The 22,626-nt window shown below is 67.0% G+C and carries 19 protein-coding genes; 9 read left to right on the forward strand and 10 right to left on the reverse strand.

What is annotated here, in order from left to right; all coding sequences use genetic code 11:
* Window positions 1-344 precede the first annotated feature (344 nt).
* The 4 genes from AC4AMJ_RS15280 to AC4AMJ_RS15295 all read right to left on the reverse strand — a co-directional run bounded on the left by AC4AMJ_RS15280 (window position 345) and on the right by AC4AMJ_RS15295 (window position 6,735).
* Window positions 345-1,307 carry an HNH endonuclease signature motif containing protein gene (locus tag AC4AMJ_RS15280; protein WP_489918444.1) on the reverse strand — a complete coding sequence of 321 codons (963 nt, stop codon included), beginning with the start codon at window positions 1,305-1,307 and terminating at the stop codon, window positions 345-347.
* Window positions 1,199-2,158, reverse strand: a complete 960-nt coding sequence (locus AC4AMJ_RS15285) for a hypothetical protein (RefSeq protein WP_489913101.1) — start codon at window positions 2,156-2,158, stop codon at window positions 1,199-1,201. The genes AC4AMJ_RS15280 and AC4AMJ_RS15285 overlap by 109 nt, the downstream gene beginning before the upstream one ends.
* A 396-nt stretch (window positions 2,159-2,554) precedes the next feature.
* Complete coding sequence (locus AC4AMJ_RS15290; protein WP_489913103.1) at window positions 2,555-5,608, reverse strand: ATP-binding protein; 3,054 nt, start codon at window positions 5,606-5,608, stop codon at window positions 2,555-2,557.
* A 17-nt stretch (window positions 5,609-5,625) separates the two neighbouring features.
* The gene (locus tag AC4AMJ_RS15295) at window positions 5,626-6,735 is read right to left on the reverse strand and encodes a class I SAM-dependent methyltransferase (RefSeq protein ID WP_489913105.1); all 1,110 of its coding nucleotides are present in this window, start codon (window positions 6,733-6,735) and stop codon (window positions 5,626-5,628) included.
* 142 nt (window positions 6,736-6,877) lie between these two features.
* Here AC4AMJ_RS15295 and AC4AMJ_RS15300 point away from each other — a divergent pair, with 142 nt between their 5' ends.
* Window positions 6,878-8,317, forward strand: a complete 1,440-nt coding sequence (locus AC4AMJ_RS15300) for an amidase (RefSeq protein ID WP_489913107.1) — start codon at window positions 6,878-6,880, stop codon at window positions 8,315-8,317.
* Here AC4AMJ_RS15300 and AC4AMJ_RS15305 read toward each other — a convergent pair.
* Window positions 8,314-9,261, reverse strand: a complete 948-nt coding sequence (locus AC4AMJ_RS15305; protein WP_489900805.1) for a 4-hydroxy-3-methylbut-2-enyl diphosphate reductase — start codon at window positions 9,259-9,261, stop codon at window positions 8,314-8,316. The two genes, AC4AMJ_RS15300 and AC4AMJ_RS15305, sit on opposite strands and share 4 nt — an antisense overlap.
* Before the next feature lie 220 nt (window positions 9,262-9,481).
* Between AC4AMJ_RS15305 and AC4AMJ_RS15310 the strand changes: the two genes are divergently transcribed.
* The 3 genes from AC4AMJ_RS15310 to AC4AMJ_RS15320 are packed head-to-tail and all read left to right on the forward strand — an operon-like array spanning window position 9,482 to window position 11,759.
* Window positions 9,482-10,255: a lipid droplet-associated protein gene (locus AC4AMJ_RS15310; protein WP_489900296.1), complete on the forward strand. Its 774-nt coding sequence runs from the start codon at window positions 9,482-9,484 to the stop codon at window positions 10,253-10,255.
* A complete protein-coding gene (xseA, locus tag AC4AMJ_RS15315) occupies window positions 10,252-11,505 on the forward strand; it encodes an exodeoxyribonuclease VII large subunit (protein ID WP_489913109.1) in 1,254 nt (417 codons plus the stop codon). Before AC4AMJ_RS15310 ends, xseA begins: the two co-directional genes overlap by 4 nt.
* An 8-nt stretch (window positions 11,506-11,513) precedes the next feature.
* Window positions 11,514-11,759 (forward strand): exodeoxyribonuclease VII small subunit, encoded by a 246-nt coding sequence (locus AC4AMJ_RS15320; RefSeq protein WP_489913111.1) that lies wholly within the window; start codon window positions 11,514-11,516, stop codon window positions 11,757-11,759.
* Window positions 11,760-11,857: 98 nt separating this feature from the next.
* Here the strand turns inward: AC4AMJ_RS15320 and AC4AMJ_RS15325 are convergent, their stop codons facing one another.
* A complete protein-coding gene (locus tag AC4AMJ_RS15325; protein WP_489913113.1) occupies window positions 11,858-12,424 on the reverse strand; it encodes a DUF4245 domain-containing protein in 567 nt (188 codons plus the stop codon).
* 113 nt (window positions 12,425-12,537) lie between these two features.
* On the opposite strand from AC4AMJ_RS15325, the gene glpX reads away from it, so the two are divergent.
* The 3 genes from glpX (at window position 12,538) to AC4AMJ_RS15340 (ending at window position 15,876) form a co-directional block, all read left to right on the forward strand.
* Window positions 12,538-13,530 carry a class II fructose-bisphosphatase gene (gene glpX, locus AC4AMJ_RS15330; RefSeq protein WP_489900292.1) on the forward strand — a complete coding sequence of 331 codons (993 nt, stop codon included), beginning with the start codon at window positions 12,538-12,540 and terminating at the stop codon, window positions 13,528-13,530.
* A gap of 191 nt (window positions 13,531-13,721) precedes the next feature.
* On the forward strand, window positions 13,722-15,410 hold the full coding sequence (locus AC4AMJ_RS15335; RefSeq protein WP_489913115.1) for a fumarate hydratase: 1,689 nt from the start codon (window positions 13,722-13,724) through the stop codon (window positions 15,408-15,410).
* A gap of 118 nt (window positions 15,411-15,528) precedes the next feature.
* Window positions 15,529-15,876 (forward strand): hypothetical protein, encoded by a 348-nt coding sequence (locus AC4AMJ_RS15340; protein ID WP_489913117.1) that lies wholly within the window; start codon window positions 15,529-15,531, stop codon window positions 15,874-15,876.
* A gap of 50 nt (window positions 15,877-15,926) precedes the next feature.
* On the opposite strand, the gene AC4AMJ_RS15345 is transcribed toward AC4AMJ_RS15340, so the two are convergent.
* On the reverse strand, window positions 15,927-16,403 hold the full coding sequence (locus tag AC4AMJ_RS15345) for a hypothetical protein (protein ID WP_489913119.1): 477 nt from the start codon (window positions 16,401-16,403) through the stop codon (window positions 15,927-15,929).
* A gap of 195 nt (window positions 16,404-16,598) precedes the next feature.
* On the opposite strand from AC4AMJ_RS15345, the gene AC4AMJ_RS15350 reads away from it, so the two are divergent.
* A complete protein-coding gene (locus tag AC4AMJ_RS15350) occupies window positions 16,599-17,999 on the forward strand; it encodes a class II fumarate hydratase (RefSeq protein ID WP_489913121.1) in 1,401 nt (466 codons plus the stop codon).
* 85 nt (window positions 18,000-18,084) lie between these two features.
* Window positions 18,085-18,762 carry a PIG-L deacetylase family protein gene (locus AC4AMJ_RS15355; protein WP_489913123.1) on the forward strand — a complete coding sequence of 226 codons (678 nt, stop codon included), beginning with the start codon at window positions 18,085-18,087 and terminating at the stop codon, window positions 18,760-18,762.
* Between the two features lie 45 nt (window positions 18,763-18,807).
* Here AC4AMJ_RS15355 and AC4AMJ_RS15360 read toward each other — a convergent pair whose 3' ends face one another.
* The 3 genes from AC4AMJ_RS15360 to AC4AMJ_RS15370 form a co-directional block, all read right to left on the reverse strand.
* Entirely contained in the window at window positions 18,808-19,773 is a 966-nt protein-coding gene (locus AC4AMJ_RS15360; RefSeq protein ID WP_489913125.1) for a L,D-transpeptidase family protein, read from the reverse strand.
* Between the two features lie 362 nt (window positions 19,774-20,135).
* Window positions 20,136-21,434, reverse strand: coding sequence for an RNA 5'-3' helicase PhoH2 (gene phoH2 / locus AC4AMJ_RS15365; RefSeq protein ID WP_489900286.1), 1,299 nt, complete (start codon window positions 21,432-21,434; stop codon window positions 20,136-20,138).
* A gap of 263 nt (window positions 21,435-21,697) precedes the next feature.
* Window positions 21,698-22,582, reverse strand: a complete 885-nt coding sequence (locus tag AC4AMJ_RS15370) for an acyl-ACP desaturase (RefSeq protein ID WP_489900285.1) — start codon at window positions 22,580-22,582, stop codon at window positions 21,698-21,700.
* Window positions 22,583-22,626: the final 44 nt, after the last annotated feature.

Here is a 22,626-nt window from a genome sequence, read left to right on the forward strand (position 1 = left end):
CTGAGGAGCCTCCGAGCCTGCGAGGATGCGTCACCCCCCGCTCCCTGAGGAGCCTCCGAGCTTGCGAGGCGTCACCACCCGGTCCCTGAGGAGCCTCCGAGCCTGCGAGGATGCGTCACGAAGGGGCGCCCCTTCGTGACGGCCCTCCGCTAGCGCTCCGGACCTCCTCAGGGATCGGGAAAATCCTGACGCGCGAGCCTGCGAGGATGCGGGAGAATCCTGACGCGCGAGCTTGCGAGGATGCGTGACCACCCGCGCCCTGAGGTACCTCCGAGCCTGCGGGCGTCACCATCCGGTCCCTGAGGAGCCTCCGAGCTTGCGAGGATGCGCCCGCGTTGGGCCGGCTACCGCGGGTAGGTGACGATGACCTTCCCGGTGACCGGGTTGCGCCAGGTGATGGTGCGGTCGATGTTCATCGTCGGTATCCACATGCCCAGATGCTTGCGCTGATGATCCGGCCGGCACAGCGGCACCAGGTTTGCGGGCAGCGTCCAACCACCGGTCTGCGGGTCGCCACGCCGAAACTTCACCAGATGATCGAGCTCGCATTCGTGCGCGGGTCGCCCGCAGAACGGATACCGGCAGTACCAATCCGACAACAGAACCTGCTCACGCACCTTCGCCGACGGCGCATAGGTCAACGCACCCGGCGGCGGCAGGTCGTGGCCACCGTGTCCGGACGGATCGACCGGTGGGCCCGGTCCACGCTCGCCGAGCACGATCAGCCCCGACGGTCGGCGGTTCTGGTGGTTCGGCAGGGTGATCAGCGTGGCCCGATCGCTCAGCCGGTCAGCCAGAGCGGGATCGATCGCCCCGTAGCCACGCAACCGGGGCACCTCGATGCCATCCGGGCCCAGTTCTAGCGTCCACGGATTGGGAGCCGGGGTGAGCGCGGACCCGGATGCACCGTCCGGCTCGGATGCGGGGTCCGGCTCGGCGTCGGCGACCGTGTTGTCAGCCCGTGCTGAATCTGTGCCGTCGGCACGGGTTTCATCGCGGGCCGCGTCGTCGCAGCGGTTACTGCGTTCAGGTAGGGCGCCATCATCGTTTGAACCGTCGATGTCAGTTGCGTCGCCACCATCATGGTCACCGTCTCGGCCGCCGTCGGGTGCGGGGGACTGGGTCGGATCGGTCGGCCCACAGCTAGGATCGGCCGGACCGCTGCCGACCGGGCAGTCATCGTCGCCACACCGACACGTCAGCCGCACCCCGGGGACACCGATGAGTTCGGCCAACGCGTCGACCCGCTGCTGACCCAGCGTGCGCGGATCGCGCCGACACACCCGCGCACGCAGCAACGCCGCGATCCCCGCACGCAGAAACACCCCGTACTCGGCCGGCACACAGGCATCGATGTTGGCATGCCCGAACTGTCAGTGGCCACGGTCACGTTCTGCCACGCCCGACCGAACTCCCTGCGCGCCTCGGCCGCCCCCTCCGGATCCAGCCCGATCGCCACCCCGGCCAACTCATCGCGCAACACCGTGTCCGTCGTCGGACGCGCCCCATACTTCAGAGCAATGTCCTCCACATCAGTGACCGGCTCGGCGGTGTCAGCCGGATCAGACGTGTCAGCCAGATCAGACGTGTCAGCCGGATCAGATGTGTCAGCCGGACCGGACGTGTCAGCCGGATCGGACGTCGCAGGCTCGGCGTCGATGTCGGTGTCGATGCCGGTGTCGGTGTCGGTGGCAGAGTCGTCGTCACCGCCACCTGAGCCCGCGGCGTCCGTGTCGGGAGTCGAATCATGCTGTGTGACATCGGGTGCCGCTTCCACAAAATGCACCAACTCCGACAACCGATTGGTGCTGTAATCACCGTCGAGATACGCCATCCGCAGCTTCGGCCTGAGCTGCAACGCCGACCCCAACCGATACCATTTGCCGGCCTTGGTCCGCGACAACCCCAACTGCAGCGAGATCTCCCCCACCGCCGCCTTCTCCGCATGACGACGCACCTTCATCTGCGCGCGCGGACCCAACGCCACCATCAGATCGTCATGCACCTGCTCACCGATCCGAAAGGCCAACAACAACGCCCGCGCCTCAGCTTGACGACTCAACCGCAACGCAGCACACGCCTCGGCCACCAGATCCGCCGACCCGGCCGACGACATAACCAAATCATCAGCAACCGAATCAGAATAAGAGAACACCACACCCCCTTCGTGACGCTCGCACGCTCGCTCCCTTCGTGACGCTCGCCAGCTCGCTCCTCAGGGCGGCGCCTCAGGGCGGCGCCTCAGGGCGGCGCCTCAGGGCGGCCCCCCAGGGACCGAGCTGGTGACGCTCGCACACGCAATACAGACAGGACGACAACCTCAGCCCGTCATCAAAAACCACAGCCCCCGTGACGAATTCACTGACCACAGACTATCCGAGACCACCGACACGAAAGTTTCATCGTCGGTGGGGATTGTGGACAACCCGCATCACTTCAACTGGGCACAGAATATCGGAACCCTCCGACAAGAATTATTCTGCGCAAGAACAGCTTCGGCATCCTCCAACACGATCGGTTCACGGCCTCGGCGACGCGAACGCCGGGTCAACCATCATTCCCGTGACGGCATACCCAGTCTCGGCACCCCTTGTGCCACATCTCCTGTGCCGCATCGCCAGTCGACCGGCGACAACGGTAGGTATGAACAGGTCGTTCCGAGATGCACGGACGCCCGCAGGTGCACGGCAAGTTCCGGATGAACTCGCTCGATCTTGACGATGCTTCCGCGGACTCGGGCGCCCACCGTCTTTCTCGCGCGCTCCGTCACATCACCGAGCCGACGATCACGTCCACCGATACCGCTGGCCGCAGCGAGCTCGGCGACGATGGCGGATCGTTCATCGCCGAGACGTTGTGCACCAACGGAATCACCGATGTCCTCGGCATCAGCGATCTGCGCGCCCAATTCATCGATGCGCTGTTTGTACTCTCCCTTTGCGCGATCGTCGAGGACCCGGTCGGAACCAGTCCATCCGACGGTGGCCGCGACGTCGGGTCCGAGCAGGTCGATCACGTGGATCGCGCGCCCGTGACCGGCGATGATCGCCTGCAGGTCAGCGAGGCCCTTGGCGTTCGGCAGCGTCACGCGACGACCTGCGAACGACAAGGTCCACTGGTCGTCGACCATGTGGAACTCGTTGTCCGGCAACCTCTGATCCAGTTGCTCGAGCGCCTGACGGGTTACCTCCGCCCAGCCGGCGGCGCCGAGGTGGGTGTGCATGTGGAGCGCATCGGTGAGATGGCCGCGCGCCGAGGCCAAGTCGCCTAACGACGCAGCCAGCATGCCGAGATGGTGATCGACGGCCGCGTGATAGGCGGCACACCCGCTGACGACGACGTGCAGTCCGGCGTGAGGCAGCAGCGAATGGTACGTCCACCGGCGTTGGTCATTTGTGCCGACCGCGGCGAACACCACTGCAGCGATCGCGAGCTTCTCCAGATCGGTGGACGGTGTGACCGCGACAACGCTGAAGTCCCCCAACAGTTCGCGCACCAGTTCGAACTCGCCACGCACGGCCGGAGGCCACGCACGCATGAGAGGAAACAACGGCCAAAGCGGGTCAGCGGCGTCGAGCACCGCCGGAGGCTCACGGATACCGAGGGCCACCAGTGACCAGCGTTGCGTACAGAAGCACCCCATGGCGTCCGGCTCGGCGATGGCCCTGCCGAGTTCGAGCGCCTCCTCCCCCAACTCCGCGGCTTCAGCGGCTTGACCGGACAGTTGCGCGAACGTCGCCTTGCGGGTGAGAGATCCCCACCGACCGCGCGCATGACCGAGCCGAGCGGCAAGATCCACGTAGGTGAGGAGCTCGTCACGGCCCGCACGATCCCCGATCTCGAGCAGAGCCGTGGCGCGCAGCAGGTGACCCTGGGCGACCAGATCGGGATCGCCTCCGCGCTCAGCGGCGCCGATCATCGCGTCCACCACCGGTAAGCGGTCGGCCGAACTCCCGGGCACCCAGAGCGCGTCGTGCAACGCGAGATTTGCGTCGGCGAGCGCGGTGGCATCGTCGCCCTCCTCGGCGAGCGCCACCGCTCGTCGGGCCATCCGGATCGGCTCCGCTGCACCGGGAGCACTGGCGGATCCGTGGATCGATGCCCGCGCGGATGCCGCGGCCACACGCGATCGGACGGCGGCCGGCCCGCATGCCAGCAGCGCCGTCGCCTCGGCAAGGCGAGCGATCACCTCCGTGTCCTGATCACCGGACCGGTGGCCGAGTGACTGCAGGCCGAGCGCGCCACGGGAGAACAGTTCGGCATCGCCACGCTCGCTGGCGGTCTCGATCACCCGGCGGTAGGAGTCGCGCGCGTCGTCGAGGTGTCCGGCCCGGTCCTGGGACAGTGCCAGTCTCAACTCCACCGCGTCTCGCTCAGATCCGGACCCCATGAGCGCCAATGCATGTCGGTAGTGCCCGATCGATGCCTCATGACCGAGTCGGGCCGTCGCAAGATCGGCTGCCCGTAGTGATGCGGCGATGGCATCGACGGTCGCCGACGATCCTGCGGCCAACAGGTGGCTCGCCGCACGGGCAGCCGAGTCAGGGCCATCGAGCCGTTCGAGGACATGCCCGAGGGCGAGATTGATGTCTCGGCGCGCCGCGGCGCCCATGTCCTCGAGGACGGCATCGCGATACAGGTCATGAACGAATGCAGGCGGATCCACGGTGATGATGCCGGCCCGCTCGGCTTGCGCGAGCTCGTCCCGAGCGACGTCTGCGTCCTCGACCGCCCCGGCCGCGACCAGGAGGGGGATCTCGATCTCGCGCCCGGCGACGGCAGCCCAGTCCAGGAGGCGTACGCAGGTGCTCGACAACCGCGCAAGGCGACGCCGCACGGTCTCGATGATGCTCGCGGGCAGTCGATTCGGCGGCTGCGCCGATCCGTGGGCCTGTACAAGACGGATGAGTTCACCGACGAAGAACGGGTTGCCCCCGCTGCGATGCCACACCTTCTCGACCACCGACGACGCGACAGCCGGCCCCGGCATACCGGACACCATCGCCTCCACCTCGGCACGACCGAGTCCGAACAGTGGCAGCGCGAGCGCGGAACCGGCCAATTCGAGCAGCGCCTCGGGTGCTTCCGTATCGCGGTAGGCGCCCACCAGCAGGACCGGTGCGTCACGCACCGCACGCGCCACAAACGACAGCATGACGAGGGATCCCGCATCGGCCCAGTGCAGATCATCGATGACCACGACCACCGGCCGATCGGCCGATGCATGGACCAGAAAGCGTGACACTGAGTCCAGGAGTCGGAACTGCGCATCGGCGGCCTCGGCTACCCCTCCCGTCACGCTCGCCTCTACCGGGTCGAGCAACCGAGCAGCCTCACCCAGGGCCGCGGGGGTCGGCTCGGCGGCCCGCAAGACCTGCGACCACGGCCAGTACGGGGGTGCGCCGCCGTGTTCCCAGCAGAACCCCCGGAGCACGCGACAGGTCGGTGTCGCACGATCGACCAACCAGCCGAGGACTGCGGACTTGCCGATCCCGGCTTCCCCGGACACAAGGACGAAGCCGCCGACACCCGAACTCGCACTCTCGAGTGCAGAATCGAACACCGCGACGGCGTGGCCGCGCCCGAGCAACTCGGTGGTGCCGCCCATGACGCAATCGTTGCCGGTCAGGGCCGTAGTTGCAAGATCAGGTTCATCGGGGCGCCGACGTCGAGCTGGAGCACGGACGAGAAGCCGGCCTGGTGGGCCAGATCGGTCAGGACCCGCGGACCCGCCAGCGCCCCGAGCGGCTCCGAGGCGGTCTCGTCCTCGGTGCGCTGCGAGACGGCGTTCGGAGTGCACACCAGAGTGGAGACCGCGTAGAACATCCGCCCGCCGGGATTCATGTTGTCGACCACCTCATCACCTCCTGGCGGTTCGAACAGCACCACCGCTCCGTCGGCGGCCAGGCCCGCGCGGGCCGCGGCGAGGGCGCCGAGCGGGTCGCCCATGTCGTGCAGGGAATCGAAGAAGGTGATCAGTGTGGCATCCGAAGCCGCGAGATCTCCTGCCGTGCCGACCTCGTACCGGAGATTGCCGACTCCCGCGGCGGCCGCCGCCGACCGTGCCTGCATGATCGACGCGTCGTGGTAGTCGATGCCCATCACGTCAGCGCGCGGATAGCGCCGGGCGATCGCCGTGGTCGGTGCGCCGTATCCGCAGCCGACATCGATCACTCGGCCGCCGGCCGCCAACGTCTCGTGCACGTCGGGAACTTGCTCCAGTGCGGCCGCGATGAGCTCGGGCGGGAGTGCCGTCCTGGTCAGCAGATCGGTGCCGTGCCAGTGCGCCGAGCTCCGTTGATGCCAACCGAAACCTTCACCGCTGCAAAATGACTCGGAGAAGGCGTCGAAGCTCTCACACATCGACGAGAACATCTCGACGCAGGCCTCGACCATGGACGCACCAGGTCCGCCGACGAGAACGGCGCCCGCTCCGTCGCGCAGGCTGAAGGTGTCGGCGGCAGAGTCATGGTCGTCGGCGTCATGGTCGAGGTACCCGCCTGCAGCTTGCGCGCGTAGCCATTCACGGACCAGTGCTCGGTCGACGCCCACCTTGGCGGCGACCTCGGCGACCGTCCGGGGCCCGGCGCCGGCCAGCGCCTCCCACAGACCGCTGCGGGTGCCCAACGAGACCAGCAGGACCCCGAGGGTGCCCGCCAGATCGGCTTCCAGACGGCCCATGGTCTGTTCCACGTCCTGCTCGACATTCTGTTCGCTGGTGATCTCGATGGTCATGATCGCGTCCCTTCTCCTGTCAGATGCGGGCCGACGAGCATCGACCCTCATGAACGCAGGCGCGACATGGCATATCGCGGACCGCTAGATCAGACCTCGCGCACTACTCACTGACGGGAAGATCCGACGGACGGAGGACATCATGGACGACGACGCGGTCGCGATGGCACAGCGTGTTCGGTCGGGCGAGATCAGCGCCATCGAACTCACCGAAGCCGCGATCAACCGGATCGAGGCGGTCGACGGCACCCTGAACGCGGTCATCACGCGAACGTACGACCAAGCGCTCGAAGCAGCCGCGACGATGCGGACCGACGCCCCGCTCGCCGGTGTGCCCTTCCTCGCGAAGGACCTGGTCGTCGAGATAGCAGGGACGCCGTTTCACGAGGGCTCGAGATTTGTCGACGGGCTGATCTCCGACACCGACAGCGAACTGGTGCGCCGATGGCGCGCCGCGGGCCTGATCGTTCTCGGCAAGACCAACACACCGGAGTTCGGCATGGTCCCGACCTGCGAGCCCATGCTGCACGGACCCACCCGCAATCCGTGGGACCCCTCTCGGTCGACGAGCGGTTCCAGCGGCGGATCGGCTGCGGCCGTGGCGGCGGGAATGGTTCCTCTGGCTCACGGCAACGACCTCGGCGGGTCACTGCGCTACCCGGCATCGGCATGCGGCGTGTTCGGGCTGAAGCCCACCCGCGCTCGCAATCCGCTCGGCCCGGAGTACGGCGACGCGATCAGCGGCTGGGCCGTCGAACATGCGCTCACCCGCTCGGTCCGTGACAGTGCGGCCCTGCTCGATGCGACATGCGGTGCTGCGCTGGGTGATCCCTACGTGGCTCCGCCTCGGTCCGGCGCATTCCTCGACGAGGTCGGCCGCGATCCGGGTCGACTCCGCATCGGCTTCACCGAACGCACCCCCGAGGGCACGCCCGGCCACCCGGACTGCATCGCGGCCCTGCGCGACGCCGCCGAACTCTGCTCGGACCTGGGCCACGAGATGATCGAGATCGACCTGCCCGGACTCACACCCGAGGTCGGTGCGGCGATCGGCGACGTATTCCATTCCGCCACAGCCTGGATACTCGGCTACTGGATGCGGCGCCTGGGACGAATTCCCGGAGCCGACGAGATCGAGCCACTCACCCGCTACTACTGGGAGAAGGGCGAGCAGGTCAGCGCCGGACAGTACCTGCTCGCGATCGAGACCTGCCAGCGGTTCGCACGAACCGTCGCGTCGTTCCTCACCAGCATCGACGTCTGGCTCACCCCGACCCTGTCCACGCCACCCGCCCTCATCGGCGAGATCACCTCGACCCCGCAGGACCCGACCCGCGCGATCGCGGCGGGTGCACCCACGGTCGCCTACGCGGGAGTCGTCGCGAACATCACCGGCAACCCGGCGATGTCGGTTCCCCTCTGGTGGAACGACGACGGACTGCCGATCGGCGTGCACTTCCTCGGTTCCTACGGCGACGAGGCCGGACTGTTCCGACTGGCGGGCCAGCTCGAGCGGGCCCGGCCATGGGCCGATCGCCGGCCCCCGATCTGGGCGGGACAGGCGATACCCGTAGCTGGTTAGCTCCGCGCCGGACGCAACTCCCGCGGCAGCGCGAAGGTGAGGGTCTCATTGGCGGTGTTGACCGTGTCGACGGTGTCGTAGCCATGCTCGGCGAGCAGGTCGAGCACTCCGCGCACCAGCACCTCGGGTACCGAGGCACCAGATGTCACGCCGACGGTCGTGACACCGTCGAGCCACGCGGTGTCGATGTCGCGGGCGTAGTCGACGAGGTAGGAGGCCGACGCGCCGTTCTGCAGCGCCACCTCCACCAGACGCTGGGAGTTCGACGAGTTCTGTGATCCGACGACGATGACCAGATCGCACTGCGGGGCCATCGCCTTGACGGCCACCTGCCGGTTCTGTGTCGCGTAGCAGATGTCGTCACTCGGCGGATCCGCCAACAGCGGGAACTTCTCCCGCAACCGCTTCACCGTCTCCATCGTCTCGTCCACCGACAGTGTGGTCTGCGACAGCCAGATGACTTTCGACTCGTCCCGGACCACCACGTCGTCGACGTGATCGGGGCCGTCGACCAGCTGGATGTGCTCCGGCGCCTCACCGGCGGTGCCCTCGACCTCTTCGTGGCCCTCGTGCCCGATGAGCAGGATGTCGTAGTCGTCACGCGCGAATCGCTTGGCCTCCTGGTGCACCTTGGTGACCAGGGGGCAGGTGGCGTCGATGGTCTTGAGGCTGCGGGCCGCCGCGCTGCGGTGGACCTCCGGGGACACGCCATGCGCGGAGAACACGACGATGGCGCCCTCGGGAACCTCGTCGGTCTCGCCGACGAAGATCGCGCCACGATCGGTCAGGGTCTCGACGACATGCCGGTTGTGCACGATCTCCTTGCGCACGTAGACCGGGGCGCCGTGCTTGTCCAGCGCCCGCTCGACGGTCTCGACGGCACGGTCCACCCCGGCGCAGTAACCACGCGGTTCGGCCAGCAGGACACGTTTGCGATCAACCATGCTGTCCAGGGTACGGGTCCAACCGGAAACGCCCGGGGCGACTCGGCCCGCTCGTTGCGCTCCCGGCGCCCCGCCCACCACGGCCCGCTCGCTGCGCTCCCGGCGCCGCGCCCACCACGGCCCGCTCGCTGCGCTCCCGGCGCCGCGCCCACCACGGCCCGCTCGCTGCGCTCCCGGCGCCGGGGTGACTCGACCCACAACCAATGGCAGAGTATGGGCCATGGTTCGCGCACCCTATCCGGCCCGCATCATGGCCGGCCTCGTCGTCACCGCGATCGAGGAGACCAAGAAGCTGCCCGCCCTGGTCATCACCCTGCCGATGACAGCGGTCAGTCAGACCCTCCAAGCCGGCATGCGGATGCAGCAGAACATCGCCGAACTCGCCATCAAGGGCGATCTCGCCCTCGAAATGCTCTTCGACAAGCCCGTCGAGCAGCCCGAATGGGCCCGGTTCGACGACGATGACGCCGCCATCGACGCCGAGGCCGACCGCACGCCGATCGAGAGCCGCGGCGAGACCACGACCGCACCGCCGCCATCGACCGCACCCACCGTGAAAGCCCCGGCCACGCCCAAGAAGACCGCCAAGAAGGCCGCTCCGGCCACGAAGCCACCGGCCAAGCCGACCCCGCCGGCAGAGCAGCCGTCCGACGAAGCACCGCTCCCGACACCGGACACGTCAACCGGGCGCTTCGCCCTGTACAGCTCACCTCCGGAGGACATGATCAACCGGGACGGCTCCGCAGAGTCGGAATCCGAGCGCGGCCCGTCGGCGAGCTCGAACCACGACGGCCCTGTCCCGGAGATCGTCGAGTACATCGAGTACGACAATCTGACCCTCGCCCAGCTGCGTGCGAAGCTGCGCGGCGTCGGTCTCGCCGAACTCGAGGAGCTCGCCTCCTACGAGCGTGCGACCAAGTCGCGGGCACCATTCGTCACCATGATCGACAATCGCATCGCCTCGCAGAACAGCAAGCGGCAACAGCCGACGTGACCTCGGCATCATCGAACGCGGCATCGTCTCCGAACTCGGCCGAGAACCCGTGGCCGGTGCGGACCGTCAACACGAAGATCGCCGATTGGATCCACCGGCTCGGTCAGATCTGGGTCGAAGGCCAGGTGACTCAGATCAATCGCCGGCCCGGAACCCGCGTCGCCTTTCTGACCCTGCGCGATCCTGCCGCCGACATCTCGATCTCGGTGACCTGCAGCCCGGACCTGCTGTATCGCACCGAGGTCGAGCTCACCGAAGGAAGCCGGGTTGTCATGTTGGGCCGGCCGACATACTTCACCGGGCGCGGCACCGTCTCCTTGCGGGTCACCGACATACGTCCGGTGGGGGTCGGTGAACTGCTCCTGCGAATCGAGCGCCTCCGCAGGCTGCTCACCGCCGAAGGGCTGTTCGATCCTCGTCTGAAACGGCCGATTCCGTTTCTGCCCAAGGCCATCGGCCTCATCAGCGGACGGGCGAGTGCCGCCCAACGTGATGTGATGACCGTGGCCGGTGACCGATGGTCCGCGGTGCGCTTCGAGGTACGCGACGCTCCCGTCCAGGGCCCGACCGCCGTCCCGAAGATCCTCGGTCATCTCGCCGACCTCGACGCCGATCCCCATGTGGAGGTCATAATCATCGCCCGTGGCGGCGGCAGCGTCGAAGACCTTCTGCCCTTCTCCGACGAGGCGCTGCTTCGCGCGGTGGCCGCCTGCACCACGCCGGTGATCAGCGCCATCGGACACGAACCGGACACCCCGCTGCTCGACCTGGTCGCCGACGTCCGCGCGGCGACCCCGACCGACGCGGCCAAACGGGTCGTGCCGGATGTGTCCGCGGAACTGGCCGGGATCGATGAGCTACGCCGGCGCAGCGCACACGCCCTGCGCAACTGGGTGCGACGGCAGGCGCACGTCGTCGACGGACTCCGGGCACGGCCCGTGCTGGCCCGTCCGTTCACCATGATCGACACGCGTGGCGAAGCCATCGACCGGATGCGCCGCGACATCCGCCGCGACATCCGACGGCACGTCGACGCCGAGGACCGCCGCCGCGAACACCTGTCGGCACGCCTTGCCACACTGGGACCGGCACAGACACTTGCGCGCGGGTACGCCGTGGTGCAACGCACCGACATCGACAACCCTCACGTCGTCGGCACCGTCTCGGACATGCCGACCGGTGCGCAGGTGCGCATCCGGGTGGCCGATGGTGCCGCGACCGCCCGTGTGACCGAAGGAGACCCACTGTGAACGGGGACATGACCGAGACGGACTCGGACGCCGGCGAGGACTGGGTGCCCGTGGAGGAACTCGGGTACGAAGCTGCCCGCGACGAGCTCGTCGACGTGGTGACGACACTGGAACACGGCGGTCTCGATCTCGATGCGTCGCTCGCCCTCTGGGAGCGGGGTGAGGCGTTGGCCCGCCGCTGCGAGGAACATCTCGATGGTGCACGTCAGCGGATCGAGTCGGTCCTCACCGACGGCGAGGCGGACGAGGACTGAGTCGACGGGGACCGAGTCGGCTCGGGCTGGATTCGACGCGACAGGATGCGACGCGGACAGGGCCGACGAGTTCACGTCAGGTGACGACGACGGTTACGTCAGGCCCGGCCGGGAAGTGGCTGCTCGTCGAGCACCGCGGTGGCCAACTCGGCCATGTCGTCGTCCGGGCCCCGCGACAAGACGGCGATCCGGACATCCCCGAGATCGGTGATCCAGAACTTCTTCTCGTCGGAGGTCGAGTAGGTGACCCACTCGCGGCCGCCGACCTGGCGGGTGCCGGCACCCAGCGCGTCATCCCCGCCGAGGTGGACGACGAGGTCCTCTTCCTTGGCGTTGGTCTGGCTGAGCTGGACGTACGCTCCGACGTCGGAGATCCAGCCGACGTTGCTGACGTTGGTGCCTCCCACGGGCTGGGTGGAACCCGAGTTGGGTTTCCAGCCCTCCGGGGTGTCCGGCAGCCGGATGGGGAACGGCAGGTCGCGGGCATCGGCCTGTAGAGCGTGGGTGACGTCGAACTCCGCCATCCGATTGTCCGAGGCCTGGCCCGACAGGCCGACCGAGCAGTTCCCCGACGCGATCGCCACGATCGCGCAGATGATCAGCAGCGGGATCAGCGACCAGATCATGTCCTTGCTGCTGTGCAGGATGCGGGGTTTGTCGGCCATGGCGGCCAGTATTCCAGCCGGGGTCGCTGCTCAAACGCCGGGTGTGACATGCAAGGATGAGGACAATCGCTTTGTTGTCGAAGTGTCACCGCCGCCACGCCGAGGAGTCCGACATGTCCCCTTCCCCCCAGGCCCCTGACCGTAACCTCGCGATGGAATTGGTGCGAGTGACCGAGGCCGCTGCTCTCGCCGCCGGCCGCTGGGTGGGTCGTGGTGAGAAGAAGAAGGGCGACGGTGCCGCCGTCGACGCGATGCGTGAACTCCTCTCGACCGTCTCGATGCGCGGCGTCGTCGTGATCGGCGAGGGCGAGAAGGACGAGGCGCCGATGCTGTTCAACGGCGAGGAAGTCGGCAACGGCCAGGGCCCCGAGTGCGATGTGGCGGTCGACCCCATCGACGGCACCACCCTGATGGCCGAGGGTCGGCCCAACTCGATCGCCGTCATCGCGGTGAGTGAGCGCGGCACCATGTACGACCCGTCGGCGGTCTTCTACATGGACAAGATCGCCGTCGGCCCGGAGGCCAAGGGCGCGATCAACATCGAAGAGTCCGTCGAGTGGAACATCAACTCCGTCGCCAAGGCCAAGGGCATCGACATCGCCGACCTGACCGTGGTCGTCCTCGACCGCCCACGTCACGCCGATCTGATCGGCGAGATCCGCAAGGCCGGCGCCAAGATCCGACTCATCTCCGACGGCGACGTCGCCGGCGCGATCGCCGCCGCCGACAACTACAGCACCGTCGACATGCTGATGGGCGTCGGCGGAACCCCCGAGGGCATCATCACCGCGGTTGCGATGAAGTGCATGGGCGGCGAGATCCAGGGCAAGCTCTGGCCGCGTGACGACGCCGAGCGGCAGAAGGCCATCGACGCCGGACACGATCTCGACCGCGTGCTGACCAACGACATCCTGGTCCGCGGCGAGAACTCCTTCTTCTGCGCCACCGGCGTCACCAACGGCGACATGTTGCGCGGCGTCACCTATCGCCCCAACGGAGCCACCACGCGCTCGCTGGTGATGCGGTCCAAGTCGGGCACGATCCGCCGGATCGAAGCCGTGCACCAGACCGCCAAGCTGCGCGAGTACGCCCGCCTCGACATCTAGTCGGCCGCCCAGCCGCCCTTCCCGGGTGGTTGTCCGACTCCCGCCCGAGCCGAACACAACGCCTGTCGCCGAATACACGTGGTGCGGCACATGTATCTGACGACAGGCGTTGTACCTGAGTCAGTGTGATCCAGAACACCAGCACACTGGCGGGCGGGAAGGCCGCTGAGCGGCCACGATACGATTCTCCGGTGAGTGACACAGCCCCCGCTCCCGAGTTCCGTTACAGCGATCTGCTTCCCGCCGGCGCCGACGACACCCCGTATCGCCTGATCACCACCGAAGGTGTGACCAGCGTCGACGTCGAAGGTCAGACCTTCCTCAAGGTTGCGCCCGAGGCGATCCAAAAGCTGACCGCCGAGGCGATGCACGACATCAGCCATTACCTGCGGCCGGCTCATCTCGCTCAGCTGCGCAAGATCATCGACGACCCGGAGGCGTCGGGCAACGACCGCTTCGTGGCGCTCGACCTGCTCAAGAACGTCAACATCTCCGCCGGTGGTGTCCTGCCCATGTGTCAGGACACCGGCACCGCGATCGTGATGGGCAAGAAGTCCGAGGGCGTGCTGACCGGCGCCGACGATGCCGAATGGATCTCGCGCGGTGTGTTCGACGCCTACACCAAGCTCAATCTCCGCTACTCGCAGCTGGCGCCGATCACCACCTACGAGGAGAAGAACACGGGCACCAATTTGCCCGCCCAGGTGGAGATCTATGCGACCGAGCAGGGCCCGAAGGGCCCCGAGTACAAGTTCCTCTTCATGGCCAAGGGCGGCGGCTCGGCGAACAAGTCGTTCCTGTACCAGGAGACCAAGGCGATCCTGAACCCGAAGCGGCTGCTCGAGTTCCTCGACGAGAAGATCCGATCGCTCGGCACCGCAGCCTGCCCGCCGTACCACCTCGCCGTGGTGATCGGCGGCACGTCGGCCGAATTCGCCTTGAAGACAGCCAAATACGCCTCAGCCCACTACCTCGACACACTGCCGACGGAGGGGTCGATGTCGGCGCACGGCTTCCGCGACACCGATCTCGAGGACGAGGTCTTCAAGCTGACGCAGTCGTTCGGTATCGGCGCACAGTTCGGCGGCAAGTACTTCTGCCACGACGTCCGCGTGGTGCGGCTGCCCCGGCACGGCGCATCGTGTCCCGTGGCGATCGCGGTGTCCTGCTCCGCCGACCGCCAGGCGCTCGGCAAGATCACCGCCGACGGTGTGTTCCTCGAGCAGTTGGAGACCGACCCGGCCAAATACATGCCGGCCCTCGGCGTCACCGAGGACATCGAGGGCGGGGAGGTCGTCGACATCGACCTCAATCGACCGATGCCCGAGATCCTCGCCGAGTTGTCGAAGCATCCGGTCAAGACCCGACTCTCACTGACCGGTCCGCTGGTGGTGGCCCGCGACATCGCCCACGCCAAGATCAAGGAACGGCTCGACGCAGGCGAGCCGATGCCCGACTACCTGCGCGATCACCCGGTCTACTACGCCGGACCGGCCAAGACGCCCGAGGGCATGGCGTCGGGCTCGTTCGGTCCGACCACCGCTGGACGGATGGACTCTTACGTCGAACAGTTCCAGGCTGCCGGCGGCTCGATGGTCATGCTCGCCAAGGGCAACCGATCAAAGCAGGTCACGCAGGCATGCGGGAGCCACGGCGGCTTCTATCTGGGATCGATCGGCGGGCCCGCGGCGCGACTCGCCCTGGACTGCATCAAGAGCCAGGAGGTCATCGAGTACCCGGAGCTCGGCATGGAGGCCGTCTGGAAGATCGAGGTCGAGAACTTCCCGGCATTCATCGTCGTCGACGACAAGGGCAACGACTTCTTCACCGATCCCGGTGGTGCGGTCACCGTCCCGTTGGGGGTTCGCGTCCGGTCGTGAACAGTGCCGTAGATCTGTGTCGCCCAGCGGCATGAAAGTACGGCGACATCGGTCTACGACACGCTCGGACACGCTTTGGGGTGCCGTTCCAGCCGCGTGTGCGCAACACTTGCCCGATTTGCTGAGCCGTGCAGCACGGGCGATCGAACACCTGCCCCCAACCGATGCGCAGTGTCAGGCGTTGGGCGCCGACCGCAGCGTCGAGGTCGCGCTGGAGATCGAGATCTCGGTTGCTCACTCCGTCATGACCGGCTCGACCGTCGAGTTCTACCACGACACCCCACTGGGCATAGTCGACGTCACGAAAGCCAGGCCGTCCGATGGTGGTCGGGGCCTGTCGAAGCGGCCGTGGAAGTCCATGCGGGCGTTCCACTCTCACCAGATAGCCATGTTCAAGGACCGAGCACGTACCGCCGGCCACATCATTGAGGACTCCCTCGATGAACTCCCGACGACGCAGTCGTGACCGGCGACGGGCCGCGGCGAGCAGCCGGTCGGCAGTGGTCTTGCGGGCGTTCACGACGTCCGCCAGACACGCGACGGCAGCGGTCTCCGATGGCGCCTCGACGGCGACGTCGAGCGCCGCTTCCTCGACGCGCGCCCGGAGAGGATGCGCCCCCACAACACCCGCTCATCGAGCCGAGAACCGTAGTGGACGACCACGCCGGGCCGCCGGGTCACCCGCCGGGAACGGGCGACGACGATGTGAATCGGCCCGGACCCCGTTGCGCCGTCCGGGCACAGGGCTGAGCCATGACTCAGTGCGGCCGGGTGGGCGTAGAGCACCGCGCCCCAGGCTCGCTGCCGCCACGTCAGCGGCCCGGTGTGATCGACGTAGACGCCGGGATGCACTGTCGCCCATTCTCGGCGACGAAGCTTACGCCGGATGAACTCCGCAGATAATCCGCGCTCGAGGACTTGAAACCGGGCGACGACGCCATCTTGGGAGGCCAGCACGTCGTCGAGGCACGGCAGCGGAGGTGGCCAGGTCACCTCGCCAGTGTGAGGGTCACTTCGACCCAAACCCCCACGGTCGCGCCGCCTGTGCACAACGAGCGCGCCATCCACAGGTCGATCAGGGCTGTGCCGTACTTCGGTGTCGCTCCGTGACCCGAAAGTACGGCAGATGCATTCATCCAGCAGTGAGTACCGTGGTTGATACTGTCGACGAAGCCGGAGGACCCGAGGATGACCGATCAGCAATACCGCATCGAGCACGACACCATGGGCGAGGTCAAGGTTCCGGTGGACGCGCTCTGGCGGGCCCAAACCCAGCGGGCCGTCGAGAACTTCCCGATCAGCCACCGGCCTCTCGAGCGTACCCAGATCCGCGCGATGGGTCTGCTCAAGGCCGCGTGCGCGCAGGTGAACAAGGATCTGGGACTTCTCGACGCCCAGAAGGCGGACGCGATCATCGCCGCGGCCAAGGAGATCGCCGACGGGCAGCACGACGACCAGTTCCCCATCGACGTGTTCCAGACCGGGTCGGGCACCAGCTCCAACATGAACGCCAACGAGGTCATCGCGTCGATCGCCAAGGCCAATGGCGTCGAGGTGCACCCGAACGATCATGTCAACATGTCGCAGTCGTCGAACGACACCTTCCCCACCGCAACCCATGTCGCGGCGACCGAGGCCACCGTCACCGATCTCATCCCCGCCCTCGACCATCTGCGACTGGCCCTGCTCGACAAGTCGACCGAGTGGCGCGACGTCGTCAAGAGCGGCCGCACTCACCTGATGGACGCGGTGCCGGTGACGCTCGGCCAGGAGTTCGGCGGATACGCGCGGCAGATCGAGGCCGGAATCGAGCGGGCCACCGCAACCCTTCCGCGAGTCGGCGAGCTGCCGATCGGCGGGACCGCGGTCGGCACCGGACTCAACGCCCCGGACGGCTTCGGCACCAAGGTCGTTGCCGAATTGCGTAAGCTCACCGACGTCGACGCGCTGTCACTGGCCAAGGACAACTTCGAGGCCCAGGCCGCCCGTGATGGCCTCGTGGAGCTGTCCGGCGCACTCAAGACCATCGCGGTGTCGCTCACCAAGATCGCCAACGACGTCCGCTGGATGGGGTCCGGCCCGCTCACCGGACTCGGCGAGATCGCGCTGCCCGACCTGCAGCCGGGTAGCTCGATCATGCCGGGCAAGGTCAATCCCGTTCTGCCCGAGGCGGTCACACAGGTCGCGGCACAGGTCATCGGCAACGACGCCGCGGTCACCTGGGGTGGCGGCAACGGCGCGTTCGAACTGAACGTCTACATCCCGATGATGGCCCGCAACGTCCTCGAGTCACTCAAGCTGCTGGCCAACGTGTCCCGCTTGTTCGCCGATCGCTGCATCAGCGGTCTCGCCGCCCACGAGGACCGCCTGCGCACCCTCGCGGAGAGTTCGCCGTCGATCGTGACGCCCCTCAACAGTGCAATCGGCTACGAAGAGGCCGCCGCCGTCGCCAAGCAGGCCCTGAAGGAGAAGAAGACGATCCGGCAGACCGTGATCGACCGCGACCTCATCGGCGAGAAACTGTCCGAGGTCGAGCTCGACAAGCGACTCGACGTACTCAAGATGGCCAACCTCGATCGCGAGCGCTAGCCTCCAACGACGGCCTCCCAACCGATTTCGTGGCAATTGTCCGCGGTGGCCGCGGATGGCCGGCACCAATTCGTATGCTGGGGTCATGGAGGACTTCCCCGACGACTGGCAGACCGCACTGGTCCTGGTGGCTCACCCGGACGACCCGGAGTACGGGATGGCGGCCGCGGTCGCACGGTGGACGTCCGAGGGCAAACGCGTGGTCTACGCTCTCGCGTCGAGCGGCGAGGCCGGCATCGAGGGCATGCCACCGGCCCAGGCCGGGCCGATCCGGGAGGGCGAACAGCGAACCTCGGCTTCCATCGTCGGCGTCGACGACGTCGAATTCTGGGGGTTCCCCGACAGCGACATCCGCAACACTGCCGAGTTGCGGCGACGAATATCCGAGACGATCGAAAAAGTCGCCCCCGACGTTATCCTGTCGTTGTATGGCGGACCGGAATGGTCTCCGGGTCAACCCAATCAGCGCGACCACATCGAGTTCGCGGCCGCGGTCCTCGAGACATATGACTCCCTCGACGAACCGCTACCACGGTGGTTGTTCGAGAACGGCCCGGATCCGACATATACGGTCGACGTCACCGATCAGTTCGAGATCGGCGTGCGCTCACTCGCTGCGCATGCGCAGTATTTGTCCGTGCTCGACCCCGATACTCCCGTCATCGACCAGGCTCGCCGCCAGATCGACATGGTCACGGCCGGCCACGATGCCACGAGCGATCGGCGGGTATGCGGCTTCGCAATGAAGCGGGGACCGGAATGACCCGGTCCCCGCTTCTGGCATGGAGCGACCGCGCGCCCCTGATGATCAGCTCCCCTCGGCCGTTCCGAGCAGCGACGGTACAAGACTCACCAGCTGATTGAGCAGCTGTGTCAACGACTCCGCGCCAGGGATGCTCGGCGTGCCGGTCGTCGGGGGCGTAGCGGACTGGGGCGCACCGGACTGGGGTGTCGCCGACTGCGGCGTGGCCGTTCCGGGCGCCGTGCTCGACGGCCCCGCCTGGTTCACACCGATGGCGATCTTCGGATGCTTGGCCGGGTCGAGCCAGACCAAGATCTTGCGCATCAGTTCCTTGTCGATCGCCACGCAGCCCTGAGTCGGCTGGTTGTTGGTCACGTGCAGGAACATCGCCGACGCCTTGCCCGGGGTGCGCTGGGGATTGTGGGCGATGTTGACCGCGTAGTCATAGACGGGTCCGGAGTCGTACAGATTCTCACTGTCGCCACCCGGACTCTTCACCTGACGCACATGGGTGTTGTAGGTCGGCGACTTCATGTTCGAGTCCCACCAGTCCTGCCGGTCGACCTTGAAGTACGGCATCTTGGTGCCCGGATTGGCCAGACGGCCGAACGCCTGGTCGAGGGCGAACGTACCCTCCGGGGTCCGGTAGACATTGTCCTTCGGCTCGCCCATCCCCAGCGACCCCAGGAATGCCTTGGTCGGTCCGATGACGGGTTTCCACGACTGGTCGGCGCCTCGCTCGAACGCCGTCAGCGACGCGGTCGTCTCACTTGCCTTGGGTGCGGTCACGACGATCATCTGACTGGTGTCCGGCTCCGCGCTACCACTTCCTCCCAGTCCCAGATTCCCGGCCAGTGTGTTCAGCACGTTGTCGAGCATCGGGATGCCCGTTTCGGGCACCAGGGATCCGCCGGGTGCAGCCGGCGTCGTGGGCGTCGTCGGGACCGTCGAGCCGGGCGCGGCGAGAGCCGTTCCGGCACCACCGGCGACAGCGGCCATCACCGCGATCACCAATAGTCCCAATAACCTCATTCGCCTCATCAGTAACTTGTGCACCACACCAGTGTGCCAGTGCGCAAGAGGTGACGAATCTCGTGATGGTCACGGTGCGATACAGATCGTGTCACCGGGGACGCGGCATTCGGTCCCGCCGAGCGCACACATGCCGAGCGGATCGGAGTGCGGACAAGTAGTGTTCGTCGCGTCGGGGACGATCGTGACCCCGGCGATACGAAAGGGGATAAACATGGATCTCATCAAGCTGTGGGCGATGCTTGCAGACCTTATCGCCGGAGGCTACACATTCGGATCGATGTGAACAGCTGACAGCTCACGCATGAACGACGCCGCCACAGCATCTGTGGCGGCGTCGTTGTGTCGGGTAGGGCAAAACGTCAGGCGCCCGGCGCGAACTCCTCCAGCATCTCGGTCACCAGCGCAGCGATCGGCGAACGCTCGCTGCGGGTGAGGGTCACATGTGCGAATAGCGGGTGGCCCTTGAGCTTCTCGATGACCGCGGCCACACCGTCATGACGGCCGACGCGCAGGTTGTCACGCTGGGCCACATCGTGGGTGAGCACCACCCGCGACCCGGCACCGAGCCGCGACAGGACGGTCAGCAGCACGTTGCGCTCCAAAGACTGTGCCTCGTCGACGATCACGAACGAATCGTGGAGCGAACGACCACGAATATGCGTGAGCGGCAACACTTCCAGCATGCCCCGGCTCAGCACCTCCTCGATCACCTCAGGTGAGGCCAAGCCCTCCAGGGTGTCGAACACGGCCTGCGCCCAGGGGCCCATCTTCTCGGCCTCACCACCGGGCAGATAACCGAGCTGTTGTCCGCCAACGGCATACAGCGGTCGGAACACCACGACTTTACGCTGCGTGCGTCGTTCCAGGACGGCTTCGAGTCCGGCGCACAATGCCAGCGCCGACTTCCCGGTACCGGCCTTACCGCCCAGCGATACGATGCCGACACTGTCGTCGAGCAGCAGGTCGAGCGCCACTCGCTGCTCCGCCGATCGGCCATGCAGCCCGAACGCCTCCCGGTCGCCACGGACGAGCTGGACGCGCTTGTCCGGATTCACGCGACCGAGCGCACTCGACGAATGTCCGAGAAGCCTGATTCCGGTGTGGCACGGTAGTTCTCGCGCCTCGTCGAGATCGACCACACCTTCGGCGAACAGTGTGTCGATGACTGACGAGTCCACTTCCAACTCGTCCATACCCGACCAGCCGGAGACCACGACGTCCTGCGCGTGGTATTCATCGGCGGCGAGGCCGACGGCTCCGGCCTTCACTCGCAGTGGGGTGTCCTTGGAGACCAAGGTCACATCGCTGCCCTCAGCGCGAAGATTCAACGCGCAGGCGAGGATTCGAGAATCGTTGGTCTCGGTTCGGAACCCGGCCGGCAACACGGCGGGATCGGTGTGGTTCAGCTCGACCTGGAGGGTGCCGCCCTCGTGACCGATCGGCAGCGGGATGTCGAGGCGGCCGTGCTCGAGACGGAGGTCATCGAGCAGCCGCAAGGCCTCGCGCGCGAACCAACCGAGTTCATGGTGATGACGTTTGCCCTCGAGTTCACCGATGACCACCAATGGCAGCACCACATGGTGTTCGGCGAAACGCGTGACCGCCCAGGGATCAGACAACAGGACGGACGTGTCGAGGACGTAGGTGCGTGTGGTCACGTAGGGCTCCTACGTTTGTGCGGCCCCGCACAAACCAGTTGCGACGACCGGCGGGTTCTTGCCCGTCTCGGCTGGTGAGCCGAGCTGGACGAGGACCGGGGCCGGCCCTCTCGCGTTGCTGGTGCAAACCACGAATCGAACCTCCCGGACGAACCGCTTCCCCGCGGCCCGTCACTCGTCAACGTACGCCGAACACCCCCCTCCGGCTCGGCGGAGAGGGGTGTGTCGGCGTGAATTATGGGTTAACGCAGGTTGCCCGGAGGCTACGGTCGGCTGCCCGCACCGGCCAGCGCGAGCACACGCTGACGAGCGGCTTCGGCCTCGTCTCCCAGCTCGTGGACGGTGTCCAGCTTGAGTTGCTCGACGATGGCCGCGGCGACGGCGGCGCGGGTCTCGTCGGTCTCATATCCGGCGATGAGCGTGCGTTCGGCATCGAAGTCGGCGATGTCGGCGCCGATGGGCTCGGTCGCCAGGCGCGCGAGCGCGCGGTCGACGGCGAGCACCGTACCCTCCTGATCGGCGACGAGGCCGGAGTTCAGGAACGCGCCGAAGGTGTGGGCCTGCAGAGCGTCGTCCGCCGAGATCTTGGCGAGAATCTGCGCGAAGACGTCATCGGTCACCACCGACGCCAGCTTCTCGGCGAAGGCCACGCACTGGTTCTCGTGCACCGCCATCAGAGCCAGGACGTCGAGCGGACCGAGCTCGGCCATCTCCTCGGTGTGCTGGCGGTAACCGGCCGTGACGTGAATCCGGCGGCGCTCCTCGGCGTCGACCGGATCGATCGCACGCGTGACCACGAGATAGTCGCGCAGCACGATCGCATGCCGGTTGTCCTCGGCGGTCCACACACCGACCAGCTGACGCCAGTCGGAGAACGCCGGGAAGTGCTTGGCCAGCACACGGTGGAAGGACGGCAGGTTGTCCTTGGTCAGCAGCAGCGCGAGCACCGCCGCGCGCGCCTCGTCCGAGATCGTCGCCTGCGACGGATCCCAGTCCTCGCCCCCGAGGAAGGCGAAGTTGCGGCCCAGGTCCCACGGCACCCAGTCGTGCGGATTCCACGGGTTGGCGGCCGCCTGATGGTCTTCGGCGATCTCGGGCAGCGCCTTCTCGAGCGCGATGATCAGCTCATCCTCGGTCAATGCGTTCACCGGAGCAAGGATAGAGAATCGCCCGACGGTCTGGCCAATCTGGG

Source organism: Gordonia sp. LMA484 (assembly GCF_058129505.1).

What these genes read in the sequence shown, in the direction of transcription:
- AC4AMJ_RS15305 (WP_489900805.1), bottom strand. Translation starts at nt 9,261, where the DNA reads ATGGTTGATCGCAAACGTGTCCTGCTGGCCGAACCGCGTGGTTACTGC.
- AC4AMJ_RS15350 (WP_489913121.1), top strand. Translation starts at nt 16,599, where the DNA reads ATGACCGATCAGCAATACCGCATCGAGCACGACACCATGGGCGAGGTC.
- glpX (WP_489900292.1), top strand. Translation starts at nt 12,538, where the DNA reads ATGTCCCCTTCCCCCCAGGCCCCTGACCGTAACCTCGCGATGGAATTG.
- AC4AMJ_RS15290 (WP_489913103.1), bottom strand. Translation starts at nt 5,608, where the DNA reads ATGGGCGGCACCACCGAGTTGCTCGGGCGCGGCCACGCCGTCGCGGTG.
- AC4AMJ_RS15325 (WP_489913113.1), bottom strand. Translation starts at nt 12,424, where the DNA reads ATGGCCGACAAACCCCGCATCCTGCACAGCAGCAAGGACATGATCTGG.
- AC4AMJ_RS15360 (WP_489913125.1), bottom strand. Translation starts at nt 19,773, where the DNA reads ATGAGGTTATTGGGACTATTGGTGATCGCGGTGATGGCCGCTGTCGCC.
- AC4AMJ_RS15310 (WP_489900296.1), top strand. Translation starts at nt 9,482, where the DNA reads ATGGTTCGCGCACCCTATCCGGCCCGCATCATGGCCGGCCTCGTCGTC.
- AC4AMJ_RS15355 (WP_489913123.1), top strand. Translation starts at nt 18,085, where the DNA reads ATGGAGGACTTCCCCGACGACTGGCAGACCGCACTGGTCCTGGTGGCT.
- AC4AMJ_RS15320 (WP_489913111.1), top strand. Translation starts at nt 11,514, where the DNA reads ATGACCGAGACGGACTCGGACGCCGGCGAGGACTGGGTGCCCGTGGAG.
- AC4AMJ_RS15300 (WP_489913107.1), top strand. Translation starts at nt 6,878, where the DNA reads ATGGACGACGACGCGGTCGCGATGGCACAGCGTGTTCGGTCGGGCGAG.
- AC4AMJ_RS15295 (WP_489913105.1), bottom strand. Translation starts at nt 6,735, where the DNA reads ATGACCATCGAGATCACCAGCGAACAGAATGTCGAGCAGGACGTGGAA.